Raw genomic sequence first — 24,962 nt, forward strand, 5'->3', positions numbered from 1 at the left:
GTAGGAATTCTGTCCCGCCCTTCCCCTTGTGGCCGTATTTCACCGGCTGACCAGTGCATATTCCGCGCGCTCCCGCCCATTTGGACCCCTCCCGCCGGGGCGCGCGGTGGGGTACCGTCACCGGCGCTGTGCGGAGCGCCACAAGGAGCAACATGCGCGAGTTCACCAATCCTCCTCTGGCGTCGGCGCCGCCGGTGGGCGGCCTGGCCGACGCTGTGTTCGACCACGCCCTCGAGGATCCGCTGCGCGTCGCGCTCGGCCGCAAGGACGATGCGGGTCGCTGGCACGACGTGACGGCCGCCGAATTCCGTGACGAAGTGCTCGGGCTGGCCAAGGGGCTGCTCGCGCAGGGCGTCCGCTTCGGCGACCGCGTCGCGATCATGTCGAGGACCCGCTACGAGTGGACCCTCTTCGACTTCGCGCTGTGGACGATCGGCGCCCAGGTCGTGCCGATCTACCCCACGGCCTCCGCCGAGCAGGTCTTCTGGACCCTGCACGACGCTCAGGTGTCGGCCGCGATGGTGGAGCACGAGGACCACGCGATGACGATCGCCACCGTCATCGGCCGCCTGCCCACGCTCAACCGGATGTGGCAGCTGGACGCCGATCCCGTGCCCCATCTCATCGAGTCCGGCGCGCACATCGACGACGAGGTGGTGCACCGCCACCGGCGCGCCGTCACCCCCGACGCGATCGCCACGATCATCTACACCTCGGGCACCACGGGCCGCCCCAAGGGCTGCGTCATCAGCCACGCGAACTTCATGTTCGAGGCGGACACGATGATCACCCGCTGGGAGCCGGTGTTCCACTCCAAGCGCGGCGACGAGGCCTCGACCCTGCTGTTCCTGCCGCTCGCCCACGTCTTCGGGCGCATGGTGCAGATCGCCACGATTCGCGGCGGCGTGAAGCTCGGCCACCAGCCGCAGCTCAATGCGGCGGCCCTGCTTCCCGACCTGCAGTCGTTCCGCCCGACGTTCATCCTCGCCGTGCCGTACATCTTCGAGAAGGTCTTCAACGCGGCCCGCCGCAAGGCCGAGAAGGACGGCAAGTCGGGGCCGTTCGACAAGGCCGTCGAGTGCGCCGTCAAGTACGCGGACGCACAGGAGGCCAAGGCGTTCGGCACCGGCCCCGGACCGTCCGCGTCGCTGCGCATGCAGCACTCGATCTTCGACAAGCTCGTCTACTCCAAGGTCCGCGAGGCGATGGGCGGCCGCGTGCGGCACGCCATGTCGGGCGGCTCGGGCATGGACCGCCGCCTCGGCCTGTTCTTCGCGGGCGCCGGCGTCACGATCTACGAGGGCTACGGCCTCACCGAGTCGACGGCCGCGGCGACCGCGAACCCGCCGGAGCAGACCCGCTACGGCACGGTCGGCCAGGCCATCCCCGGCACGACGGTCCACATCGCCGACGACGGCGAGATCTGGCTGTACGGCGGCAACGTGTTCCAGGGGTACCTCAACGACCCGAAGTCCACCGACGCCACCCTGCACGACGGCTGGCTGGCCACCGGCGACCTCGGCGCGCTGGACGACGACGGCTACCTGACGATCACCGGCCGCAAGAAGGAGATCCTCGTGACCTCCGGCGGCAAGAGCGTCTCGCCGCAGCAGCTGGAGGAGCGGGTGCGCGACCATCCGCTGGTCGCCCAGTGCATCGTCGTCGGCAACGACCGCCCGTACATCGCCGCGCTCGTCACGCTGGAGGCCGAGGCCGTCGAGCACTGGCTGAACATGCGGGGCAAGCCGCCGCTGAAGCCCGCCGAGCTGGTCCACGACCCGGACCTGGAGACCGAGGTGCGCAGAGCCGTCGTGGCGGCCAACACCCTGGTCTCGCAGGCCGAGTCGATCCGTACGTTCCGGATACTGGCCTACCAGTTCACCGAGGAGCACGGGCTGCTCACGCCGTCCCTGAAGCTGAAGCGGAAGGCGATCGAGACGGCGTACTCGGAGGAGGTCGAGGCGCTGTACCGGGGCTGATCGCGCGCCGGTACGTTCCCGACGGTAACCCCGCCACGAGGCCCTGACCCGGTCGCGAGTCGTTTCTGACGGTTCATCAATTACCGATGCGTCAGTTATTGACGGTTCATCAGCTCGCACACAGAATCACCCTCACCCGACGGAGGGGGTCCATCGTGTCGCGAAATGTCCGCGTCATCACCGCCACTGTGGCGGCACTGCTGCTCGCCACCGCCTGCAACTCCGCCGCAACCGGCAACTCCCCTGACAGCAAGGGGAGTTCGGTACGCGGAGTGACGGATGGCGCCATCAAGGTCGGCGGCATCGTCTCCATGACGACCGCCAGCGGCTACAGCAAGAAGGACACCGATCTCGGCGCGAGAGCCCGCTTCGCCCGTGCCAACGCCGAGGGCGGGATCAACGGCAGGAAGATCGACTACCTGGGCGCGGAGGACGACGGCCAGGACCCGGCCAAGAACCTCGCCGCGGCCCGCAAACTCGTCCAGCAGGACAAGGTGTTCGCGATCTCACCGATGAGTTCGGTCACCTTCTCCGGCGCCGACTTCCTCCAGAAGCAGAAGGTTCCCACCTTCGGCTGGGGCACGATCCCGTCCTTCTGCGGACCCACCTACATCTACGGCTTCGGCGGCTGCATGGTCCCGATGCCCGGCGGCACCATCTCGCAGACCTGGCCCGAGGGCCTCAAGCAGGTCACGCACGGCGCCATGGGGAAGACCGTCGCCATCCTCGCCAACGACAACGACGCGGGCACCTTCGCCATCCGCACCTACAAGCAGAGCTTCGCGTCCGCCGGATACAAGGTCACCTTCGCCAAGTCGTCCGTGCCCGCGACCTCGGTACCGAGCGACTGGTCGGCGTACACCAAGGAGATCCTGCGCAGCGACGGCGGCAAGGCGCCCGACATCGTCGTCTCCGTCATGCAGACCCCGTACAACATCGGCCTGTTCACCGCCGTCAAGCGCTCCGGGTACCGCGGCGTCCTCACCGACCCGACCGACTACGACCCGGGGCTGCTCGCCAAGAGCGCCACGAAGGAGGCGCTCGACGGAGTGCACATCCTGCTGACCTTCGAGCCCTTCGAGACGCGCTCGGCGGCGATGAAGCAGTTCAAGGCGGACATCAAGAAGGCGTCGGGCGGGAAGGACGTGCCCCTCAACATGCACATGATGACCGGCTACATGTCCGCCGACCTGTTCCTCTCCATCGCGCAGAAGGCCGGCCAAAACCTCACCGTCGCCTCCTTCCAGAAGGCCGCGGACGGGTTCTCCGACACCGGCACGATGGTCGGCGACCGCGCCCTGCCCAAGGGACAGAAGGAGTCGTTCGGCTGCGGCGCCCTCGTCCAGCTCAAGAACGGGGCGTACCACGTCTCGTCACCCTTCAAGTGCTACGAGCCCATCCCGTTCAAGTAGGGGGCGCCCCGCATGTCCGACCTGCTGGTCTTCGTGCTGAGCGGACTCGTGTCGGGTGCGCTGTACGCGCTCCTCGCCACCGGCCTCGTCCTGTCCTACTCGGCCTCCGGCCTCTTCAACTTCGCCCATGGCGCCACCGCCTACCTGTGCGCGCTCGCCTTCTACGAACTGCACTCCGGCCTCGGCTGGCCCGCCGTACCGACCGCCCTCCTCCTCGTCTGCGTCGCATCTCCCCTGCTGGGATGGGGACTTGACCGGCTGATGTTCCGCAAGCTGGCGCGCGTCGGCGAGACAGCGCAGATCGTCGCGACCATCGGCCTCCTCGTCGCGCTGCCCGCGCTCGGCCTGTGGGTGGTGGAACTGCTCGACGACGCGGGGGTGTCCGTCAAGCCCGCCGAGAACCAGTTCGGGCTGCCGGGCGTGGGCCCGAGCCCCGCGAAGAACTGGCAGCTGATGGACGGCGTCGGCATCGACTCCGACCAGCTGATCACATGGGTGGCGACCGCCGCGGTCGCGCTCGGCCTGTGGATCCTGATGCGCCACACCACCCTCGGCCTGCGCCTGCGGGCCGCCGTCGACAACCGCTCACTCGTCGAACTGCGCGGCATGAGCGCCGACCGGCTCTCCACCGTGGCGTGGATGCTGTCGTCCGGGCTCGCGGGACTCGCCGGCGTCCTCGCGACCCCGCTGCTCGGCCTGTCCGCACACGACTTCACCCTGTTCCTGTTCGTGTCGGCGACCGCCGCGGTCCTCGGGCGCTTCGCCTCCGTACCCCTCGCCTTCGCGGGCGGACTCGGTCTCGGCGTCCTGCAGAACCTCGTCGCCGGCTACTCCTCCTTCGCCGAACGCATCACGGGGTTCCGCACCGCCGTCCCGTTCCTGATCCTCTTCGCCGGTCTGCTGCTGCTCACCCGGCGACAGCGCACGGCGGGGACGGCCGCCGCCGACGCCCCGCCCGTCGACTACCTCGCGGGCCGTCCCTGGGCACGGAAGTGGGGACCGTGGGCGATGGCCGCCGTGCTGCTCGCGGCCGCCTTCTACACCGTGACGACCCCGTTCTGGAGCGGCATCCTCGCCCAGGGCCTCGCCCTCTCGCTCGTCTTCGTCTCCTTCACCGTCGTGACGGGGCTCGGCGCGATGGTGTCCCTCGCGCAAGCCACCTTCGTCACCGGCGCGGCGCTCGTGGCCGGGCTCCTGATGAGCCACGGCTGGCCGTTCATCGCGGCGGCGCTCGTGGGCACCTGCGTCGCGGCCGTCCTCGGGGCGCTCGTGGCACTGCCCGCGCTGCGCCTCGGCGGCCGTACCCTCGCCCTCGCCACACTCGCCCTCGCCTTCCTCGCCGACCAAGTCCTTTTCCAGATGGGCTGGTTGAGGAACGGCGACACCGGCTGGGAGATCCCGCGCCCCGTCTTCGGACCCGTCGACCTGAGCGACGACCGGGCGATGGGCGTCGCGATGGTCGTCCTGTGCGCGGCCGCCGTGGCCGCCCTCGGCGCACTGCGCAACTCCCCCTCGGGCCGCGCGATGCTCGCCGTGCGCTCGGCGCCCGCCGCGGCGATGGCCTCCGGCGTCTCCGTCATCCGCACCAAACTCCTCCTCTTCACCCTCTCGGCCGGCCTCGCGGGCTTCGGGGGCGTGATGTACGCGTCGTACAACACCCGCATCACCGCTACCGACTTCACCGCGATGACGGGTCTCATCTGGCTCGCGGTGGTCGTCGCGGCCGGGGTGCGGCGCCCGCAGTTCGCGGTCGTCGCAGGCCTCGTCTACGCGATCGTGCCGCACCTCGTCGCGGACTACGTCACGGACTCCGTCCATCTCCCGGTCGTCCTGTTCGGCCTGGCGGGCCTCGCACTCGCCAACGACCCGGACGGGTACTGCGCGGCGATCTCCGTACGACGGCACAGGCGCAGGAGTACGAATCCGGGGGCGGCGGGCATCGGACTGTCCGAAGCGACGGTTCAGGCGCCCACCCCTCCTCAAGACAGCGGCACCCCGCCGGCCCTCGAACTGCGCGGCCTGCACGCCGGATACGACGGCGCGCCCGTCCTGCACGGAGTCGGCATCACCGTCCACCCCGGCGAGATCGTCGCCCTCCTCGGCCCCAACGGTTCCGGGAAGTCCACGACGTGCCGTACCGCCGCCGGACTCCTCACACCCCTGCGGGGGCAGGTGTACGTCGCCGGGCAGGACGTCACACGCGAGGGCCCCGTCCGCCGGGCGCGGGCCGGCGTACTCCTCGCCCCCGAAGGGCGCGGCATCTTCCCCGCCCTCACCATCGAGGAGAACCTCACCCTGCACCTCGCCGACAAGCACGCGCGCGAGGCCGTGTACGAGCGCTTCGCCGGGCTCGCCGCCCGCCGCAACGTCACCGCCGGCGCACTCTCCGGCGGTGAACAGCAACTGCTCGCCCTCGCCCCGCTCCTCCAGGAGCCGCCCCGGGTCCTCATCGCCGACGAGCCGTCCCTCGGTCTCGCGCCGCGCATCGTCGAGGACGTGTTCCGGCTGCTCACCGAACTCCGCGACGCCGGAACGGGGCTGCTCCTCGTCGAGGAGAAGGCCACCGAGATCCTCGGCGTCGCCGACACCGTCGCATATCTCGACCGGGGCCGCGTCTCGTGGTGCGGCCCGCGCGCCGACGTGCGGGCCGACCGGCTCACCGAGGCCTACCTGGGGCTCGCCGCGAGCGGACCGGGCAGGGCGCAGGACGCGAAAGCGGAAGGGGAAGGGGCGGTGCGGCCATGAGCGGAACCACTGGGGGATCCGTGCTCGAAGCGGCCGGGATCGGCGTCCGGTTCGGCGGGATCCGCGCGCTCGACGAGGTCGGAGTGACGCTGCGCGCCGGCGAGGTGTGCGGTCTCATCGGCCCGAACGGCGCAGGCAAGACCACGCTCTTCGACGTCGTCTCCGGTATCCGGCGCCCCGACGAGGGCCGCGTCCTCCTAAACGGCGAGGACATCACGCGCCGCTCCCCCGTGTGGCGGGCCCGCCACGGGATGCGCCGCACGTTCCAGCGCCAGCAGCTCTTCGGCCAGCTCACGGTCGCGGACAACCTGCTGGTGGCGCAGGAGTGGCGGGGCGGCGGGGGCGGGCTCGCCGCCGATCTGCTGGCGGCGCCGACCAGACGGAGGTACGAGCGCCGGCGCCGCGAGCGGGCGTCGTCGATGCTGCACGCGTGCGGCCTCGACGCGCTGGCCGGAGAGTACACAGGGGCGCTGCCCGTGGGCCAGGCACGCATGGTGGAACTGGCCCGGGCGGGGGTGGAGGGGGCGCGGGTGGTGCTGCTCGACGAGCCTGCGTCAGGAATGACAGATGATGAAATCCGTCAGCTGAAATCTGTCATCCGTCATCTGTCAGACCAACAGGGCTGCGCCGTGCTCCTCGTCGAGCACAACGTCGCCTTCGTCATGGACCTCTGCTCCCGCATAGTCGTGCTCGACCTCGGGACCGTGCTGGCCGAGGGCACCCCGGCCGCGGTTCGCGCCGACCCGGCCGTACGGGACGCCTATCTGGGTTCGGCCGGCTGAGCGGGGCCCGGGGCGCACCTGTGAACACGCCGTGAACGGGAATGCGCCCCGGGCCGTGATCGTTGACGATGGGAGTACCAACCGACAACGCGAAGGATCGAGAGCTCGTGAGCAAGGTCCCCCCGATCATCCTGAACAACGGCGTCGAGATGCCCCAGCTCGGTTTCGGCGTCTGGCAGGTGCCGGACGCCGAGGCCGAGAAGGCTGTCGCGACGGCCCTGGAGGCCGGGTACCGCAGCATCGACACCGCCGCGATCTACGGCAACGAGGAGGGCACCGGCAAGGCCGTCGCCGCCTCCGGCATCGCCCGCGAGAAGCTCTTCGTCACCACGAAGCTGTGGAATGCCGACCACGGCTACGACGCCGCGCTGCGCGCCTTCGACGCCTCCCTCGACAAGCTGGGCCTCGACTACCTCGATCTGTATCTGATCCATTGGCCGCTGCCCTCGAAGGACAGCTACGTCGACACGTACAAGGCCCTCGAGAAGATCTACGCGGACGGCCGTGCCAAGGCCATCGGTGTCTCCAACTTCCTTCCGGAGCACCTGGAGCGCCTGCTCGGCGAGACGTCGATCATCCCGGCGGTCAACCAGATCGAGCTGCACCCGCATCTCCAGCAGCGCGCCGCGCGCGAGTTCCACGCGGAGCAGGGCATCGCCACCGAGGCCTGGTCGCCGCTGGGTCAGGGCAAGGGCCTTCTCGAGGTCCCGGCGATCGTCGCGATCGCCCAGAAGCACGGGCGCACGCCGGCTCAGATCGTGCTTCGCTGGCACGTCCAGCTCGGCAATGTCGTGATCCCCAAGTCCGTGACGCCGTCGCGGATCGTGGAGAACATCGCCGTGTTCGACTTCGAGCTGGACGTCGAGGACATCGCGGCGATCAGCGCGCTGAACGAGGACCGTCGCCTGGGTCCCGACCCGGCGACGTTCGACGTGGCCTGACCGCTTCTTCACGCGTACGGCTTCGTGTGCCCCGTCTCCGTCCGGAGGCGGGGCACGCGTGTGTGAGGCCGGGCGTCAAGCGCGGCCGTAGAGGTCGCCGAGGGCTTTGACCGTGGCCTGGACGCGGTGGCGCAGCTCGGCGGGTGCGAGGACCTCGATGTCGGCGCCGAGGCGCAGGAACTCGTCGTGGGCGTGGTCGACGGACTCGATGGGGACGACCGCTCTGGTCCAGCCGTCGGGTTCCGGGCGGGCGGTGGTGCGGGCCGCTTCGCGCTGCGCGGGGCCGGGCAGCCGGTCGGCGGCGCCGGGGGCGAGTCGTACGACGGCTTCGCCGCTGTGGAGGCGGCCGTGGAAGTCGTCCTGGTAGTGGCGCCAGTACGCGGCGAGGTCGAAGCCCGCGGGCGGCTCGAACTCCTCGTCACTGACGTGGAGTTGGAGTATCTGGCCGACGCGGTAGGTGCGGGCGTCTCCGGGTCCGGCGGAGGCGATCACGTACCAGCGGCCCGCTTTGAGTACGAGTCCGTACGGTTCGAGGCGGCGTTCGACGTCGGTGGGTGCGCGCCAGCGGCGGTAACGGACGTGCAGGACGCGGCTGTTCCAGACGGCGGTGGCCACGGCCGGGAGGTGGGGGACGTCGTCCTCGTCGGCGTACCAGCCGGGGGCGTCGAGGTGGAAGCGGGCGCTGATGCGCTCGGAGTGGGCGCGCAGTGCGGCGGGGAGTGAGGCGCGGACCTTGAGCTGGGCGGCGGCGAGCACGGGGCCGAGGCCGAGTTCGGCTGCGGGTCCTGGTGCGCCGGCGAGGAAGAGGGCTTCGGCCTCGTCGGTGGTGAGGCCGGTGAGGCGGGTGCGGTAGCCGTCGATGAGCTGGTATCCGCCGGCGTGTCCGGCGTCGCCGTAGAGCGGTACGCCCGCCGCGTGCAGGGCGTCGACGTCGCGGTACACGGTGCGTACGGAGACTTCGAGTGCGGCGGCCAGCTGGGCGGCGGTCATCCGGCCGCGGGTCTGGAGCAGCAGCAGGATGGACACCAGTCGACTGGACTTCACTGACACAGGATGTCAGTGAAGTGGCCGTAGCTTCCAGCCATGGCTTTCGAGGAGAAACTGTTGTGGTCGCTGCCGCCCGTCGAGGTGGCGGGCCGGCGCGTCAAGCGCTACCACGTGAGCGGGGATCCGGCGGGGATCGCGCCGGAGGTGGAGGAGGCGGCGTACGCGATGCTGCCGGAGCTGCTTCCGGACCCGGACGGGACGCCTCCGGCGACGTTCGTCGTCGTGCACCGCGGCGGTGACGACGGGGCGTACATCAACGCGTACAGCTGGGTGTGGGACAACGTCCTGCATTTCCGGGGTGCGGCGGCGGGGCAGCCGGTGATCGGCTGTCCCGACAGTGATCCGACGCGGTTCGTGATCCTCGATCTGCCGTGGATCGGCTGTGTGTGGGAGCTGCCGCCGGTGCTGCACGAACGCGACGCGTGGGTGCGGCGCATGCTGGTTCCGGACGCCCCCGACCTCGACGGATATCTGGCCGATTCCCTCACCGACGGCACCACGGGAGACCGCTGATGAGCACGGCGCACGACTTCGACTTCTTCTTCGGTGACTGGGACGTCGCCCACCGCAGGCGTACGGACTTCCTCGACGCGGACAGCGGCTGGGAGGAGTTCGGGGCGGCGAACCGCTGCTGGAGCCTGTTCGACGGGGCGGCGAACATCGACGAGATGAACTGCCCCACGGAAGGCTTCAAGGGGCTCACGCTGCGGCTCTTCGACCACGCGGCCGGTACGTGGTCGCTGAACTGGTCGTCCAGCCGTGCGGGCGTCCTGTTCCCGCCGGTCATCGGTCGTTTCGACGGGAACGGGCGGGGTGTCTTCGAGGGCGACGACACGCATGACGGCAAGCACGTCCGGGCGCGGTTCGTGTGGTCGGGGATCTCGGAGACGACGGCGCACTGGGAGCAGTTCTTCTCGGTGGACGGCGGCGACACATGGCTGTCGAACTGGACGATGGCGTTCACCCGTCGCCCCTGACGCGCCATCGGTGGACGCTGAGCACTGACATCGCGTCAGGTGTGCCGTGTGAAGGAGTGAACGGTGAACTCCGGGTCCGGGCGCGGGACTTCGGGGCCGGGGAGCGCGGCGAGACGGTCGGCGAGCGCCGCTCCGCCGGCCCTGTAGATCCTGCCGCGCCGCACGTCGTCGGCGAGGCGCCTCGGGGTGCGGCCCTGGCCGTGTCCGGGGAAGCGGGCCTCGCCGCTCGGCCGCAGCCCGTGGCCGGCGGCGTGGGCGGCGACCCGTGTGGCCTCGTCGGAGGGGAGGCGGCCGCGGTAGGGGGCCACGAGGGCGTCGATGTCGCTGCCCACGTCGTGGGCGGCGGCCTTGTCGACGGTGGTCACCAGGACGCCGCCGGGCCGCAGGACGCGGGCGGCCTCGGCTATGACGGGGCGCGCGTCGGGCAGCAGGTGCAGCAGCCAGATCACGGTCACCACGTCCACGGAGGCGCTGCGGAACGGGAGTTGGCGGCTGTCGCCGCGGACGACGGCGCCGTCGAGGCGGGGCGCCGCGGCGCGGAGCATGCCGGGGGCGAGGTCGATGCCGACGGGGCGCAGGCCCGGCCTGGTGAGCCGCATGGTGACGAGCCCGGTGCCGCAGGCCAGGTCGAGGAGGGTGCGGGCGGTGGGCGGCACGAGGCGGAGCACCGCCTCGGCGGCGGACCGGGCGCGGGGTATGCCGCCGCGGGTCTCGTCGTAGACCGCGGCTTCCTTGTCGTAGTCCAGCACCGGCGGTCAGCGCACGCCGTGGGTGGGGGCGATCTCTTCGACGCGCCGGGCGAGGCCGAAGTCGAGGTGAGTGAGGGCGCCGCCCACGCTGTGGGTGTTCACGGACAGGTCGACCGTGTTGTAGCCGAGGGTGAGGTCGGAGTGGTGGTCCAGCTCGTCCTGGATCTGGGCGATGTGCATGACGAGGGCCGTGGCCGCGAAGTGGTTGGCCAGGCGGTAGCTGCGGGTGAGTCTGTCGTCGGCCACGCTCCATCCGGGCAGCTCGGCGAGACGGTCCTCGATCTCCTTCTGGGACAGCGGCTCCAAGGGCATGACCAGGTCCTTTCCCTGTGATGTGCGAGGAGTTCCAGCGTCCCACAGGGGTGGTGCCGCGCGCCCCTCGGCTACGGTCGTGGCATGTCGACTGCCACGCGTGCTCGCCAGTCCGGAATCGGTCCTCTGCTGCGCGAGTGGCGGGTACGGCGGCGGGTGAGCCAGCTGGAGCTCGCCCTGCGCGCCGATTCTTCCGCCCGGCATCTCAGCTTCGTGGAGACGGGCAGGTCGCGGCCGAGCGAGGAGCTCGTCCTGCGGCTCGCGGAGCATCTCGACGTGCCGGTGCGGGAGCGCAACGCGCTGCTGCTCGCGGCGGGTTACGCGCCGCGGTTCGCGGAGACCCCGCTCGACGACCCGTCGATGGGGGCGCTGCGGGAGGGCCTGGACCGGCTCCTGCACGGCTACGAGCCGTATCCGGCGCTGGTCGTCGACGCGACGTACACGGTGGTCGCCGCCAATCGGGGTATCGCGATGCTGATGGAGGGGATTCCCGAGTCGCTGCTGACGCCGCCGCTCAACGCGATGCGGCTCACCCTGCACCCGAAGGGCCTCGCGCCGCGGATCCGGAATCTGCGCGAGTGGCGGGGGCATCTCCTGGCGCAGATGGAGCGGCAGATCGCTCTGGATCGCTCCGAGGCGCTGCGCGCGGTGTACGACGAGGTCAAGGCGTATCCGGTGGCGGACAGGGACGGGGGCGGCGACGTTGGGGAGGGCGGCGAGGCGGTGCCGTACTTCGCGCTGCCGATGGTGATCGAGCACGACGGGCAGGTCCTGTCGTTCGTGTCGTCGATCTCGACGTTCAACACCCCGATGGACGTGACGGTGGCCGAGCTGGCGATCGAGACGTTCCTGCCCGCCGACTCGGCGACGGTGAAGTATCTGCGGTCGCTCGCGCCGTAGTCGGGGACCTCGTAGCGGGATCCACGCGGTAGTGGGCAGGCCAGTCATCGCACTGGTACCGTTCACGCGGCTCGCGCACATGTTCAGTGCGCGCAGTGCCGCGGCTGGGAGCGCACCGGCTCCCGAATCCGCTCGCCGCCCGGCACGTGGGGAGACGTGACGTGAGTGAACGGCGGCCCGCGCCTACCGTGGGTCAGGTGGTTCTGGGCAGACGGCTGCGGGAACTGCGGGAGTCGGCCGGGCTCAACCGCGACGAGGCCGCCCGCGCGCTGCGCGTCACCGGCGCCACGATACGCCGCATGGAGACCGCGGAGGTCGCCCTCAAGATCCCGTACGTACAGATGCTCCTGGAGCTGTACGGGGTGCCTGAGCAGGAGGCCGAGGCCTTCGTCGGGCTCGCAGAGGAGGCGAATCTGCCGGGCTGGTGGCAGCGGTTCCACGACATCCTGCCCGACTGGTTCAGCCTGTACGTGAGCCTGGAGAGCGCGGCCGGGCTCATCAGGTCGTACGAGCCGCACTTCGTGCCGGGGCTGCTGCAGACGGAGGATTACGCGCGGGCCGTCCTCGACGCGGGCACCGTCGGCCGCACGCAGCCCGGTGACCTGGAACGCCATGTGACGCTGCGGATGGCCCGGCAGGCGCTGCTGACCCGTGAGGACGCGCCTCATCTGTGGGTCGTGATGGACGAGACGGTGCTGCGCCGGCCGCCCGGCGGCCCCAAGGTGCTGCGCAATCAGCTCGACCGGCTCATCGAGGCGGCCGAACTGCCTCAAGTGACGCTCCAGATAGCCGAGTTCGCGGCGGGCCCGCACCCGGGGACGTTCGGCCCGTTCACGCTGTTCCGGTTCCCGGTGCGCGAGCTGCCGGACATGGTCTTCAGCGAGTACGTCACGGGCGCGCTCTATCTGGACGGCCGGGCCGAGGTGGGCACGCATCTGGAGGTGCTCGACCACATCGCGGCGCACGCGGCGTCCGCGGAGCGCACGGTGGAGCTGCTGCGGAAGAAGCGCGACGCGCTCTGACATACGACGCGTGGTGACCGCCGAGGGTGGTGACAGCAGTGCCGCGGGCCCGTCTCTGCGGGACCGCGGCACATGAAGGCTGCGCGTGCGCCCTCAGGCGAGCTTTGCCGTGAGGGTGATCGTGGTGCCGGTGAGCGCCTGGCTCACCGGGCAGTTCTTCTTGGCGTCCTCGGCCGCCGCGGCGAATCCGGCCTCGTCGAGCCCGGGCACCGTGCCCTCCACCGTGAGGTGAATTCCGGTGATGCCCTCACCCGGCTGGAACGTGACGTCCGCGGACGTGACGAGCTTGGTGGGCGGGTTGCCGCCAGTCGTCAGGCCGTTGGACAGGGCCATCGAGTAGCAGCTGGAGTGCGCGGCGGCGATCAGCTCCTCCGGGCTGGTCTTGCCGTTGGCCTGCTCGGCGCGGGAGGGCCAGGACACGGCCTGCTGGCCGATGCCGGACGAGTCGAAGGTGACGAGGCCGCTCCCCTTGAGCAGATCGCCTTCCCACACGGTGTGCGCGGAGCGCGTGGTAGCCACGGTGATTCCCTTCAGTCGGGTGTCGGTTGGGGCGTTGGGCACCATCCGACCACACCCGGACCGCTTATGGCCGGAATGCGCACGGGGCACGGATCAGTCGGTGGTGTCCCCGGCGACGCGCTTCTTGCGGGCCGCCATCCACGCGTAGACGAGGACTCCGACGAAGAGGAACAGGACGCCCTGGTAGACGGCCGCGTATCCGGCGCCGCCGACCAGCCACAGGGAGAAACCGAACGCGGCGAGGGCGAGCACCATGTCACGGGCCAGGCGCGGGCCGCTGACGCGGTGACCCTGCCCGGACAGCAGGAAGTAGATCTGGGCGGCGGTCGCGAGGAGGTAGGGGACGGTCGCGGTGAACGTGGTGACCAGGACGAGGGTCTCGAAGACCCCGGCCGAGCCCGCCGTGTAGTTGTAGACCGTCAGGAGCGAGGCGAGGGTGACGGCGACGAGGACGCCGACGGTCGGGGTGCCGCGCTTCTTCTTGGTGAACACCGCGGGGAACAGGCCGTCCTTGGCGGCGGCGTACGGGGTCTGGGCGCTCAGGAGCGTCCAGCCGTTCAAGGCGCCGAGCATGGAGACGATCGCGGCGATCGCCACGGCGGTGCCGCCCCAGGTGCCGCCGAACATGGCGTTGACGGCGTCGGAGAGGGGCGCGCTGGAGTCGACGAGCCGGTCGTGGGCGACGGTCCCGAAGACGGCGACCGTGCACAGCAGGTAGAGGAGGGCGGCGAGGCCCGTGCCGAGGACGGTGGCGCGGCCCACGTTGCGCTCGGGGTCGCGGACCTCGCCGGCGCTGACCGAGGCGGACTCGACGCCGAGGTAGCTGAAGAGGAGGATCGCGGCGGACGCGGAGACGGCGCCGAGCGAGGAGTCGCCGCTCGCCCGGAACGGTCCGAGGTTGTCGGCGTGGAAGGAGAACAGGCCGCCGACGGCGACGAGGAGCAGCGGCGCGAACTTCAGGACCGTCGACACGAGCTGTACCGCGCCGACGTAGCGGGTGCCCGCGAGGTTGGCGAGGGCGGGCAGCCACTGGACGGTGAGCGCGGCGACGATGGTCCAGAACCGGGAGCCGTGGAGGGGCAGGAGCACGTCGAGGTAGCCGACGGCGGCCACGGCGAGGGCCGCGTTCGACACCCAGGTGGTGATCCAGTACGACCAGGAGGCCAGGAACCCGGCGAAGTCGCCGAACGCCTCGCGCGCGTAGACGTACGGTCCGCCGGTCCGGGGATGGCGGCGGGCGAGGCGGCCGAAGACGAGCGCGAGCGCGATGGCTCCGACGGTGAGGACACCGAAGGCGACGAGGCTGATGGTGCCGAAGGGGGCGACGGAGGCCGGGAGCAGGAAGATGCCGCCGCCGATGATGTTGCCCATCACGAGGGCGGTGGCGACGGGGAGCCCGAAGCGGCGGTCGTGCTTGCTGGGGAGCTCTTCGTGCTGCGGGGCCGGAGCCGGCTTCGTCACGGTTCCGGTGTGGGGCATGGGGTGGTGCGCCTCTCTCGTGCGGGCGCCGACCGGGATCGCCGGGCGACGTCCCATGGTCCGCCCCCGGCACACATCGTTCAAAATCAGGCGGAATTGTCCTGCGGAGTGACCGTCGCGGCCGTAAATGATGCGTCGGGGGCGGGCTCGTGCCGGGATTTGTCCAGCGGGACCTGAGGACCGCTGCCCTCGCGCAGCCAGCGGCGGAGCACGTGGTGGACCTGCTGGGCGCCCACCAGTTCCGCGCCCTTCGCGACCGGCGGAGAGAAGACCTCCGGGGCGAGCAGGAACGGGTGGCCCTGGGCGCCGCCGAGCCCTCCGTGGGAGCCGATCTGCTCCTCGAAGGCGAGCACTTCGCCCTCGGCCGGGTCGTACCAGGAGTTCACCATGATGTCGGCGGTGTGCGGGAAGGAGTCGGTGCGGCGGACCGCGTCGGCGGCGTGCGCGCCGAAGTCGGCCAGGGGCCCCGGGCGCTCGTCGAGGTCGGCCAGGGGGATCTCGGCGCCGCGCGCGCCGAGGACGACGGCGCCGTGCTCCTCGCTGCGCACCAGCAGGAAGCCGATGCCGGGGTGGTTGGCGAGGGTGGTGAGGAGCGCCGGGTGGCGGGCGTCGATCTCCTCCTTGCTCATGCGGTGCGGCACGTCCGGGAAGGAGACCAGGCCGAGGTTGCCGGAGGCGAGCACGATCGGCTCGGAGCGGCGCGACGCCGGGCGGTGCTTCTCGTCCCCCTCCTCGACGGGCCTGCGCAGCGCGGCCCTGACGGCGGCGCGGGCCTCGGCGCCACTGTGGGTGCGCCGGGCACGGCGCGGCACGGGCAGGCCGCAGCCCGCCCGGACGAGGTCCTGGAGGCCGAGCCCGTAGCGGGCGCGGAACGTCTCGCCGGGGCTCTGCCCGTGATCGGACAGGACGACGATCCGGTACGGGCGCGGGGCGTGCTCGGCGACCTTCGCGATCAGCGCGAGGGAGCGGTCGAGGCGCGCGAGGACCTTCTCGGCGTCGCGGCTGACGGGCCCGGAGTGGTGGGCGACCTCGTCGTACGCGACGAGGTCCGCGTAGACGGCGCTGCGGCCCGCGAGTATGTCGCCGATGACCGCGGCGACGACGACGTCCCGCTCCACGACCGTCGCGAACGCGCGGATGAACGGGTAGAGCCCGCCGCGGCCGACGCGGGGGCGCTGCCGGGTCAGGCGGGCCCGGGTGGACTGGCCGATCTCGCGGCCGACCTCGGCGACGAAGGACAGGGCGGTGCGCACGGCGTTCGCCGGGTCGCTGAAGTACGCGAAGTAGCCGGCCCGCGAGCGGTTCTCCTTGCCGCGGCGGGCCGCGATCGACAGCACGAGGGCGACCTGTTCGGCGCCTCCGCTGAAGAGGTTGCCGCGGCTGGCGCCGTCCATGGTGAGGAGTCCGCCGTCGCCGGTGTGCTCGATGGCGCGGCGCTGGAGTTCGGCGGCGCTGGTGGGCCGGTTGGAGACCTGGATCTCGCGGGTGTCCTTCTCGTACCAGCGGAACGCGGGCACGTCGTAGTTGCTGCCGTGCAGGATGCCGAGCTGGCTGGCGCCCGTCTGGCTGGACCAGTCGGTGCGCCAGGGGGTGAGGCGGTGGGTGCCGGCGCCGAGCCAGGCGCCGACGGTGGGCATCACGCCCTGGTCCACGGCGTCGCGCAGGACGTCGTGGCCGACGCCGTCGAGCTGGAGGAAGACCGTGCCGGGGGTGGACGGTCCCGCTCCGGCGTTCCCTCTGCGGCGGCGCCGGTCGGCGAGGCGGTAGAGGCGGCGGCGGTAGGCGTCGTCGTCGCGCACGGCGAGGGCTCCCCCGGTGGCGGACGCGACCGCGGACATGACGGCGGCGACGACGACGGCGGTCTCGGGGTTGGCCTCGCCGCGGCCGTCGGGGACGAGGGCCAGGGCGAAGAGCAGCAGGCCGCCGTTGAGGAAGAAGACGACGAGGCCGAGGACGAGCGCGGGCACCAGGAGCAGGGCGCGCACGAGGAGTGGCCACACCAGCGCGGACAGGATACCGAACGCGCCCGCGCCGAGCGCGGCGGTGACGGCGATGCGGGTGGCGCTGTCGCCGTTGTCCGACTGGAGCTGGAAGTCCGGCAGGATCCCGGCGAGCACGAGCATCGTGACGGTGCTGACCGCCCACACGGCGATCGACCGCCACCATGTGCCGGCGAACCGCCGCCAACGCCCCTCGCCCACGCCTCGCTCACCCTCTCGCCGTCTGGTCGACCCCGGGCCAAGCGTGTCATATGAGCGTGATACGTCCGGGTTTTCCCCTGACTGCGAACACAAGTGCCCGGCGCGGGACGCGCGGGGTGCCGGCTCAGCAGCCGTCGTAACCGGCCGTCGGCATCGACATGCGGCGGTGGACGCGCTTCTTCATCTCCGCGTCGTACGACGGCTCCGCGAGACCCGCGGTCTCCAGGCGGACGCCGCGGCGCTCGCACTCGGCCGTGAACTCGTCGACCGAGCGCAGCGCGGCCCGCAGGACCCGGTCGCTCGGGGCGACGAACAGGTCGACGAGGCCCGCGTCGACGTCCGTCCACAGCACGTCGTGGTCGGAGCGCAGTGAGTGGACGAGGAGTTCTCTGGTCACGACGTATCCCCGGTCGGCGGCCCAGCGGGCGCACATCGCGTGCTGGCTGCGCGAGTCCACGAGGAAGGGGTCGGCGTCCAGCTCCTCCAGCGGGGTCAGACTGGCGATCGCCGTGACGCGGACCGCGCCGGCCGCCGTCTCTTCCGCCGGTTCACCCATGGTGTCCCCCTCACCTCCGGTTTCCCCGACGACCCTACTCCTGCCCGTAGGCTCGGGGGGAGTCGCACGGAGGAGGTCCTGGAGGTGCCGGTGGAGATCACCTGGTGGGGTCACGCCACCTGCACGGTCGAGGACTCGGGGATCCGTGTGCTGACCGACCCGCTCTTCACGCGCCGCCTCGTCCATCTGCGCCGGCGCCGCGGGGCGCTCCCGCCGTCCGAGGCCGCCGTCGCCGACGTCGCCCTCGTCTCGCATCTGCACGCCGACCACCTGCACGTCCCGTCCCTGGCCCGGCTCGCCCCCGGCACCCTGGTCCTGCTCCCGCGAGGGGCCCGGCGCGCGGTGCCCGGCCTGCGCAGGCTCACGCACCTGCGGCTCACGGAGGTCGAGCCCGGCATGCGCGTGGAGGTGGGCGGCCTCGTCGTACGGGCCGTGCCCGCGTCGCACGACGGGCGGCGCATACCCGTGGGACCGCACCGCTCCCCCGCGCTCGGGTTCGTGGTGAGCGGCGAGGCCCGCACCTACTTCGCGGGCGACACCGGGCTTTTCGACTCCATGGCGGAGGAGGTGGGCGAGGTGGATGTGGCGCTGCTGCCGGTCGGGGGGTGGGGGCCGTATCTCGGGCCGCACCATCTGGACGCCGGCCGGGCCGCCGAGGCGCTCGCGCGGATCGCGCCGCGCAGCGCCGTGCCGGTGCACTACGGGACGTACTGGCCGATCGGCATGGACGCGGTGCGGCCGCACGAATTCCACACGCCGGGCGACGAGTTCGTGCGGCGCTCCGCCGAGCTGGCGCCCGAGGTGACGGTGCATCTGCTCGGTCACGGCGAGAGCGTACGGCCGGAGGTCGCCCGGTGAACCCGGCCGGTCTCGCGGGCCATCAGCTGCTCGCCGCCGCGGTGACGCACACGCCGCCGGAAACCACCCAACAGGCCCTCGGATACCCGTCGTTGTTCCTGCTGATCGTGATCGGGGCGCTCGTGCCGGTCGTCCCCACGGGGGCGCTCGTCAGCTCGGCGGCCGTGGTCGCCTTCCATCAGACGGCGCCGTTCTCGCTGCTCCTGGTGTTCGGTGTCTCCGCGTTCGCGGCGTTCCTCGGCGATGTGGCGCTGTACTGGCTGGGGCAGCGCGGCATGGGTTCGAAATTGGGGTCTCCCCTGCTCGAGCGCAGTCGAGAGCTTGGGGAAGGCTCGAAGTGGCTGGCCGCGATCCGCGACCGGGCGCCCGAGGAGCGGCTCGCGCAGGCGCAGGACAAGCTCGCCGACCACGGGGTGATGGTGCTCGTCCTGTCCCGGCTCGTGCCCGCCGGGCGCATCCCCGTGATGCTGGCGTGCCTGATGGCGAGGATGCCGCTGCGGCAGTTCGCCCGCGGGGATGTCCCGGCGTGCCTGGCCTGGGCCTTGACGTATCAGCTCATCGGCATCCTCGGCGGCTCGCTGTTCAGCGAGCCGTGGGAGGGCGTCGTGGCGGCGGTCGGTCTGACGCTGCTGATCAGCTCGGCGCCCGCCGTGTGGCGGCGGCTGCGCGGGGGCCGCTCAGACGGTCAGCACGCGTGAGGCGCCCACCGGCAGGTCCCACAGGTCCTTGCGCGCCAGGCCCGCCTTCTGCCATGCGGCCCGTACGCGCGTGAGGGGTTCGAGGACCGGCTCGGCCGAGAGCAGGAACGTCGCCCAGTGCATGGGTGCCATGCGGCGCGCGCCCACGTCCTGCGCCGCCCTGACCGCTTCCTCCGGGTCGCAGTGGACGTCCCGCAGCCACCAGCGCGGCTCGTACGCGCCGATGGGCAGGAGCGCCAGGTCGATGCCGGGGTAGCGGCTGCCGATCTCCGAGAACCAGTGCCCGTATCCGGTGTCCCCCGCGAAGTAGACCCGCTGTCCTTCCAGGTCGGTGAGGACCCAACCGCCCCACAGGGTGCGGCAGGTGTCGACGAGGCTGCGCTTGGACCAGTGGTGGGCCGGGACGAAGTCGAAGCGCACGCCGTCCAGTTCGGCCTCCTCCCACCAGTCGAGCTCCGTGACGCGGGTGAAGCGGCGGCGCGTGAACCAGCGGCCGAGTCCGGCGGGCACGAACACGGGGGTGTCCCTCGGGAGCCTTTTGATGGTGGGGGCGTCCAGGTGGTCGTAGTGGTTGTGACTGATGACGACGGCGTCGACGCGCGGCAGGGCGCTCCAGGCGACGCCCGCGGGAGTGACCCGGGCCGGGGTGCCGAGAATCTTGCGGGACCAGACGGGGTCGGTGAGCACGGTGAGGCCGCCTATGCGCAGCACCCAACTGGCGTGCCCCGCCCAGCTGACGGCGACGGTACGGGCGTCCACGGCCGGCAGCGGGCCCGGCTCGAACGGCAGGGCGGCGATCTTGGTCAGGGCCTCGGGCGGCGGCCGCAGCGCGCCCTCCCTGGCAAACCGGGCGAAGGCGCGCAGCCCGGGCAGCGGCGCCGTCAGGCGGTCGGCGAACGACTTGGGCCAGACACGTCCCCCGCCGAGAGGCTTCGGCTCGGCGAGGGGCACGAAGGACGCGGGCGCATCAGCTCGCTGTGCCATCGACTCGGACTGCTGCGTCATCGAGGACTCTCCCATCCCTTGACGTCGGCCCTGAGATCGTCGAGTGCCGACTCCAACATGCTCAACGCGCGCTGTACGTGCGGCAATTCCAGAGGTTCCGGTGCGGTGAGAGACGTCATGCGCTCCTGCGGGGTTGAGCCGACGAAGGGGCCGGTGGACAGGCGTACGCGCAGTGCGGCGAGGTCGTCGCCGAAGCGGTGGCCGCCGGGGGTGGGCATGCCGAGCCGCTCGGAGAGGCGGTCCTCCAGGTCCTGGGCGTCCCCGACACCGCGGGCGGCGAGTGCGGGGCGCAGCCGGTCCAGGTCCGCGTACAGGTGACGGCCGGCCTCGGGCGGCCGGGCGAGTCCGCCGGAGTCGAGCAACGCGCGGTGCACGGCGGCGGCCACGCGCGCGTGGAGGGCGGTCGTGGCGCGCAGGCGCGCGGTGATCCCGGGGGGCTCGCCCAGCGCGTATGCGGCGGCCGCCGCGGCGGGGGCGGAGAGGACGCCGCCGAGTGCCGTGAGGACGTCCAGGACGCGGGCTCGCAGCGCAGTCCCGCGCGCCGTGGCGGGGAGGCGGGCGACGGCCGCGGGCAGTCCGGGCGGCAGGTAGGCGCCGGTGAGGTCGGTGACGACGGTGACGTGCTCGGGCAGCATCTCGGCTGGGTCGATCAGGACGGTGGCGCGGGCCGGGTCGTGGTGCTGGGTGTCGCGCCAGGTTTCGTCGCTGACGATGTGCAGGCCCTCGGCCGCGGCGGCCTCGATCGCCTCGTGCAGGATCTCGGGCGGCGCCACCGTCCCGGTCGGGTCGTCGGCGACGGACAGGACGAGGAGCCGCGGGTCGCCGCCCTCGGCGCGGACCCGGCGCACGGTTTCGAGGAGGGCGTACGGATCGGGGACGCCGCCGCACTCGGCGGGCGTCGCCACGTGGAAGACCGACCGGCCGAGGAGTCGCGCCTGGGGCTCCCACCAGGCCGGGCAGGGCCGGGGCAGCAGTACGTCGCCGCCGATCGCGGCGGTCAGCGCGAGGAGCAGGGGTACGCCGCCGGGCGCGGCGGCGGTGCTGCCCGGCTCGGTGGGAAGGCCGCGGCGCAGCCAGTAGCCGCAGGCTGCGTCGAGGAGGGAGGGGGCGCCGCCGGGCGGCTCCGGGACTGCCGGGTCCGCGGCGGCGGCCGCGGCGGCCAGCTCGGGCAGGACGGGAAGGCCGTCGTCCGGCAGGGGCGGCCCGTACCGGACGGGCCCGCGCCCCTCCAGGATCCCGTGGTCGTTGCCCCGCATGTGCCACCTCCACGCGCTGCCAGTCCGCACTGCTGGGACCTCATGGGCACCTCATACCCTCCCCAGCCTCTCCCGAGCCGCACACTCCCGCGCGGCTTGCACGGGAGGGTCGGTGCCCGTCGCCCGGGAGCGTGAGCACGGGGGAATGCGGTGCGGGGAGGGTGCCGCGGGCCTGGGCCGAGTGGGTGACGGGGCGACAGCAGGGGGCGCCGAGGCGGTTACCCCCGCGCCCGCTCCACCCTGCGCTCGTCCCAGACGGGTTCGTCGGACTCGCGCAGGCGGCCGTCGCTGCCGAAGACGAGGTAGCGGTCGAAGGAGCGGGCGAACCAACGGTCGTGCGTGACGGCGAGGACCGTGCCGTCGAACGCCTCCAGACCTTCCTGGAGCGCCTCGGCGGACTCCAGGTCGAGGTTGTCCGTCGGCTCGTCGAGGAGGAGCGCCGTCACTCCGGCCAGTTCGAGCAGCAGGATCTGGAAGCGGGCCTGCTGGCCGCCCGAGAGGCGCTCGAACTTCTGCTCGGCCTGGGCCGTCAGCTCGTAGCGCCGCAGCCGCCCCATCGCCGCGCCGCGGTCCTTGGCGTGGTCGAGCCAGAGGATGTCGAGCAGGGTGCGGCCCTGGAGCTCGGGGTGGGCGTGGGTCTGCGCGAAGTGGCCGGGCACGACGCGCGCGCCGAGCTTCCACTCCCCCGTGTGCGCGACCTCGTCGTCGGGGTTCCCGGCCAGCAGGCGCAGGAAGTGCGACTTGCCCGAGCCGTTCGAGCCGAGGACCGCGACCCGCTCGCCGTAGAAGACCTCCAGGTCGAAGGGTTGCATCAGGCCGGTCAGCTCCAGGCCCTTGCAGGTGATGGCCCGTACCCCGGTGCGGCCGCCGTGCAGGCGCATGGTGATGTCCTGCTCGCGCGGCGGCTCGGGCGGGGGTCCCGCCTCCTCGAACTTGCGCAGGCGGGTCTGCGCCGCCGCGTAGCGGGACGCCATCTCGTGGCTGACCGCGGCCGCCTGCCGCAGGTTGAGGACGAGCTTCTTCAGCTGGGCGTGCTTCTCGTCCCAGCGCCTGCGCAGCTCCTCGAAGCGCGCGAACCGCTCGCGCCGCGCCTCGTGGTAGGTCGCGAAGCCGGCGCCGTGCACCCAGGCGTCGGCGCCGGCGGCTCCCGGCTCGACGCTGACGATCTTCTCGGCGGAGCGGGCGAGCAGCTCCCGGTCGTGGGAGACGAACAGGACCGTCTTACGGGTCTCGCGCAGCTTCTCCTCCAGCCAGCGCTTGCCGGGCACGTCGAGATAGTTGTCCGGCTCGTCGAGGAGGAGGACCTCGTCGGTGCCGCGCAGCAGGGCTTCGAGGACGAGTCGTTTCTGCTCGCCGCCGGAGAGGGTGCGGACCTCGCGGAACTGGGCCGTGTCGTACGGGATGCCGAGGGCGGCCGTGGTGCACATGTCCCAGACGGTCTCGGCCTCGTAGCCGTGTGCCTCGGCCCAGTCGGACAGGGCCTGCGCGTATTGGAGCTGCGCCGCCTCGTCGTCGACGGTCATGATCAGGTGCTCGGCCTCGTCGACGGCCTTCGCCACCTCCCTGAGCCGCGGGGTCGCGACGGATACGAGCAGGTCGCGCACGGTCGTCTCGTCGCGCACCGAGCCGACGAACTGCGACATCACGCCGAGTCCGCCGCCGACGGTGACGGTGCCGCCGTGCGGCTTCAGCTCGCCGGAGATCAGCTTGAGGAGCGTCGTCTTTCCCGCGCCGTTCGGCCCGACGAGGGCGACCACGGAGCCCTCGCCGACCCGGAAGGAGACGTCACCGAGCAGCGCCCGCCCGTCCGGCAAGTAGTACTCGAGGTGCGCGGCTTCCAGATGTCCCATGGTCCGCATTGTGGGCGCCCGGCCGGGTGAGGAGCAAAACGATTTCGGCACGCCCCCGGAGTTCGGGGCCGTCCGGCGGGTAGACGTGCGCAATGTGCGCTGACCTCGACTCTCTGACGACCTGGCGGACCGCGACCCCTGCCGGGCCCGGCCTGCGTGGCCGGCTCGCCGCCCTTGACCTGCGTGTTTTCGAGTACGCGGCGCGCCGGCACTGGCCGGGCGGCGACCGCGTCCTGCCCCGGCTGAGCCGCAGCGCGAACCATGGGGTGCTGTGGTTCGCGGTGGCGGGCGCGCTGGCGGTGGGCGGCTCGCCGAAGGCCCGCCGCGCGGCCGTGCGCGGTGTCGCCTCGCTCGCCGTGGCATCCGTGACGATCAACACACTCGGCAAGCGTTCGGTGCGCAGGCCGCGGCCCGCACTCGACCCGGTGCCGCTGGTGCGGCGCCTGAAGCGGCAGCCGGTCACGACGTCGTTCCCGTCCGGGCACGCGGCGTCGGCGGCCGCGTTCGCGGCGGGCGTCGCGCTGGAGTCCCGTCCGCTGGGCGCGCTGGTGGCGCCCCTCGCGTTGTCCGTCGCCGCGTCCCGTGTCTATACGGGCGCTCACTTCCCGGGCGATGTCCTCGCGGGCGCCGCGCTCGGGGCGGGCGCGGCGTTCGCGGTACGGGGACTCGTGCCGACCCGCGACCAGATGCCCTCGCCGGGCCGCCCGCTGGTGGACGACGTGCCGAAGCTGCCGGGCGGTGAGGGCCTGGTGATGGTGGTCAACACGGGCGCGGGCAGTCCGGACCAGGCGCGGGCGCTGCGCGGACTGCTGCCGCAGGCCGAGATCGTCGAGGCCTCCGGGTCCGATCTGCCGGCCGCGCTGGAGAAGGCGGCGACCCGGGCGCGGGCGCTCGGGGTGTGCGGCGGGGACGGCACCGTGAACACGGCGGCGGGCGTCGCCCTGCGCCACGGCCTGCCGCTCGCCGTGCTTCCCGGCGGCACGCTCAACCACTTCGCGTACGACCTGGGGATCGAGGACCCGGGCGATCTGTCGCGGGCCGTCGAGGCGGGCGACGCCGTCGCGGTCGACGTCGGCCGCTTCCGGTCGTCGGCCACCTCCGGGATCTTCCTCAACACCTTCAGCCTGGGCGTGTACCCGGAGCTGGTGAAGGAGCGCGAGCGCTGGTCGCGACGGATCGGCGGACGGCTCGCCGACGTGGTGGCCGCCACGCATGTGCTGCGCCGCGACCACCCGTTGCAGGCCGAACTGGACGGCACGCGCCGTCCGTTGTGGATGGTGTTCGCCGGGAACTGCACGTACCGCCGGATGGGGCTCACGGCGGGCCGGCGCGCGGATCTCGCGGACGGCCTGCTCGACGTGCGCGTGGTGCACGGCGGCCGGCTGCCGGGCGTACGACTGCTGGCGGCGGCGTTCGCGGGGCCGCTTTCCCGCTCCCCGTTCCACGCGGCGGTCCGGCGCACGCGGCTGCGCATGGACCACATCAGCCCCGGCACACCGCTGGCCTTCGACGGTGAAGTCGGGCCGTGCGGGCGGGAGTTGATCATCGACAAGCAGCACGAGGCGCTGCGGGTCTACCGGCCGCTGACCATACTGTGACACCACACCCCCGGTCCGGATCGTGAGATAGCCATCTCACGATCCGGAGGAGCGGCGTACGGTGATCTCACTGGGT

General features: G+C 72.0%; 22 protein-coding genes. 12 read left to right on the forward strand and 10 right to left on the reverse strand.

Annotated features, from left to right (window positions below):
- Positions 1-152: 152 nt before the first annotated feature.
- The 5 genes from OG456_RS06525 to OG456_RS06545 all read left to right on the forward strand — a co-directional run bounded on the left by OG456_RS06525 (position 153) and on the right by OG456_RS06545 (position 7,859).
- Complete coding sequence (locus OG456_RS06525) at positions 153-1,979, forward strand: long-chain fatty acid--CoA ligase (RefSeq protein ID WP_266558116.1); 1,827 nt, start codon at positions 153-155, stop codon at positions 1,977-1,979.
- A gap of 155 nt (positions 1,980-2,134) precedes the next feature.
- The gene (locus tag OG456_RS06530; protein WP_266558118.1) at positions 2,135-3,391 is read left to right on the forward strand and encodes an ABC transporter substrate-binding protein; all 1,257 of its coding nucleotides are present in this window, start codon (positions 2,135-2,137) and stop codon (positions 3,389-3,391) included.
- Positions 3,392-3,403: 12 nt separating this feature from the next.
- On the forward strand, positions 3,404-6,136 hold the full coding sequence (locus tag OG456_RS06535) for an ATP-binding cassette domain-containing protein (protein ID WP_266558120.1): 2,733 nt from the start codon (positions 3,404-3,406) through the stop codon (positions 6,134-6,136).
- A complete protein-coding gene (locus OG456_RS06540) occupies positions 6,133-6,918 on the forward strand; it encodes an ABC transporter ATP-binding protein (RefSeq protein ID WP_266558122.1) in 786 nt (261 codons plus the stop codon). Before OG456_RS06535 ends, OG456_RS06540 begins: the two co-directional genes overlap by 4 nt.
- Before the next feature lie 68 nt (positions 6,919-6,986).
- The gene (locus OG456_RS06545; protein WP_323136305.1) at positions 6,987-7,859 is read left to right on the forward strand and encodes an aldo/keto reductase; all 873 of its coding nucleotides are present in this window, start codon (positions 6,987-6,989) and stop codon (positions 7,857-7,859) included.
- 75 nt (positions 7,860-7,934) lie between these two features.
- On the opposite strand, the gene OG456_RS06550 is transcribed toward OG456_RS06545, so the two are convergent.
- On the reverse strand, positions 7,935-8,903 hold the full coding sequence (locus OG456_RS06550) for a YafY family protein (RefSeq protein ID WP_266558124.1): 969 nt from the start codon (positions 8,901-8,903) through the stop codon (positions 7,935-7,937).
- A gap of 39 nt (positions 8,904-8,942) precedes the next feature.
- Here OG456_RS06550 and OG456_RS06555 point away from each other — a divergent pair, with 39 nt between their 5' ends.
- Entirely contained in the window at positions 8,943-9,419 is a 477-nt protein-coding gene (locus OG456_RS06555) for a hypothetical protein (protein ID WP_266558126.1), read from the forward strand.
- Positions 9,419-9,883, forward strand: a complete 465-nt coding sequence (locus tag OG456_RS06560) for a hypothetical protein (protein ID WP_266558128.1) — start codon at positions 9,419-9,421, stop codon at positions 9,881-9,883. Before OG456_RS06555 ends, OG456_RS06560 begins: the two co-directional genes overlap by 1 nt.
- A 35-nt stretch (positions 9,884-9,918) precedes the next feature.
- Here OG456_RS06560 and OG456_RS06565 read toward each other — a convergent pair whose 3' ends face one another.
- Positions 9,919-10,632 (reverse strand): class I SAM-dependent methyltransferase, encoded by a 714-nt coding sequence (locus OG456_RS06565; RefSeq protein WP_266558130.1) that lies wholly within the window; start codon positions 10,630-10,632, stop codon positions 9,919-9,921.
- A 6-nt stretch (positions 10,633-10,638) separates the two neighbouring features.
- Positions 10,639-10,944, reverse strand: a complete 306-nt coding sequence (locus OG456_RS06570) for a 4a-hydroxytetrahydrobiopterin dehydratase (protein WP_266558132.1) — start codon at positions 10,942-10,944, stop codon at positions 10,639-10,641.
- Positions 10,945-11,028: 84 nt separating this feature from the next.
- Here OG456_RS06570 and OG456_RS06575 point away from each other — a divergent pair, with 84 nt between their 5' ends.
- Both OG456_RS06575 and OG456_RS06580 read left to right on the forward strand, forming a co-directional pair.
- On the forward strand, positions 11,029-11,844 hold the full coding sequence (locus tag OG456_RS06575; RefSeq protein ID WP_266558134.1) for a helix-turn-helix domain-containing protein: 816 nt from the start codon (positions 11,029-11,031) through the stop codon (positions 11,842-11,844).
- A gap of 161 nt (positions 11,845-12,005) precedes the next feature.
- The gene (locus OG456_RS06580; RefSeq protein ID WP_266558136.1) at positions 12,006-12,866 is read left to right on the forward strand and encodes a helix-turn-helix transcriptional regulator; all 861 of its coding nucleotides are present in this window, start codon (positions 12,006-12,008) and stop codon (positions 12,864-12,866) included.
- Positions 12,867-12,959: 93 nt separating this feature from the next.
- Here the strand turns inward: OG456_RS06580 and OG456_RS06585 are convergent, their stop codons facing one another.
- From OG456_RS06585 to OG456_RS06600, 4 genes are all read right to left on the reverse strand, one after another.
- Positions 12,960-13,385, reverse strand: a complete 426-nt coding sequence (locus OG456_RS06585; protein WP_266558138.1) for an OsmC family peroxiredoxin — start codon at positions 13,383-13,385, stop codon at positions 12,960-12,962.
- A 93-nt stretch (positions 13,386-13,478) separates the two neighbouring features.
- Complete coding sequence (locus tag OG456_RS06590; RefSeq protein ID WP_266558140.1) at positions 13,479-14,864, reverse strand: amino acid permease; 1,386 nt, start codon at positions 14,862-14,864, stop codon at positions 13,479-13,481.
- 86 nt (positions 14,865-14,950) lie between these two features.
- A complete protein-coding gene (locus OG456_RS06595; protein ID WP_266558142.1) occupies positions 14,951-17,065 on the reverse strand; it encodes a phage holin family protein in 2,115 nt (704 codons plus the stop codon).
- A 124-nt stretch (positions 17,066-17,189) separates the two neighbouring features.
- Complete coding sequence (locus tag OG456_RS06600) at positions 17,190-17,621, reverse strand: hypothetical protein (protein WP_266558144.1); 432 nt, start codon at positions 17,619-17,621, stop codon at positions 17,190-17,192.
- 84 nt (positions 17,622-17,705) lie between these two features.
- Here OG456_RS06600 and OG456_RS06605 point away from each other — a divergent pair, with 84 nt between their 5' ends.
- Both OG456_RS06605 and OG456_RS06610 read left to right on the forward strand, forming a co-directional pair.
- A complete protein-coding gene (locus OG456_RS06605; protein WP_266558146.1) occupies positions 17,706-18,479 on the forward strand; it encodes an MBL fold metallo-hydrolase in 774 nt (257 codons plus the stop codon).
- A 26-nt stretch (positions 18,480-18,505) separates the two neighbouring features.
- Positions 18,506-19,177, forward strand: coding sequence for a DedA family protein (locus OG456_RS06610; RefSeq protein WP_266569093.1), 672 nt, complete (start codon positions 18,506-18,508; stop codon positions 19,175-19,177).
- On the opposite strand, the gene OG456_RS06615 is transcribed toward OG456_RS06610, so the two are convergent.
- The 3 genes from OG456_RS06615 to OG456_RS06625 all read right to left on the reverse strand — a co-directional run bounded on the left by OG456_RS06615 (position 19,157) and on the right by OG456_RS06625 (position 23,288).
- Positions 19,157-20,182: an MBL fold metallo-hydrolase gene (locus tag OG456_RS06615; RefSeq protein WP_266558147.1), complete on the reverse strand. Its 1,026-nt coding sequence runs from the start codon at positions 20,180-20,182 to the stop codon at positions 19,157-19,159. The two genes, OG456_RS06610 and OG456_RS06615, sit on opposite strands and share 21 nt — an antisense overlap.
- The gene (locus OG456_RS06620) at positions 20,179-21,438 is read right to left on the reverse strand and encodes an aminotransferase class I/II-fold pyridoxal phosphate-dependent enzyme (RefSeq protein ID WP_266558149.1); all 1,260 of its coding nucleotides are present in this window, start codon (positions 21,436-21,438) and stop codon (positions 20,179-20,181) included. The genes OG456_RS06615 and OG456_RS06620 overlap by 4 nt, the downstream gene beginning before the upstream one ends.
- A 218-nt stretch (positions 21,439-21,656) precedes the next feature.
- Positions 21,657-23,288, reverse strand: a complete 1,632-nt coding sequence (locus OG456_RS06625) for an ATP-binding cassette domain-containing protein (RefSeq protein WP_266558151.1) — start codon at positions 23,286-23,288, stop codon at positions 21,657-21,659.
- Between the two features lie 92 nt (positions 23,289-23,380).
- On the opposite strand from OG456_RS06625, the gene OG456_RS06630 reads away from it, so the two are divergent.
- Positions 23,381-24,886: a bifunctional phosphatase PAP2/diacylglycerol kinase family protein gene (locus OG456_RS06630; protein WP_266558153.1), complete on the forward strand. Its 1,506-nt coding sequence runs from the start codon at positions 23,381-23,383 to the stop codon at positions 24,884-24,886.
- The last annotated feature ends 76 nt before the right edge of the window (positions 24,887-24,962 follow it).

It is taken from the genome of Streptomyces sp. NBC_01446, from assembly GCF_026340095.1.
Lineage (GTDB): Bacteria > Actinomycetota > Actinomycetes > Streptomycetales > Streptomycetaceae > Streptomyces > Streptomyces aureus.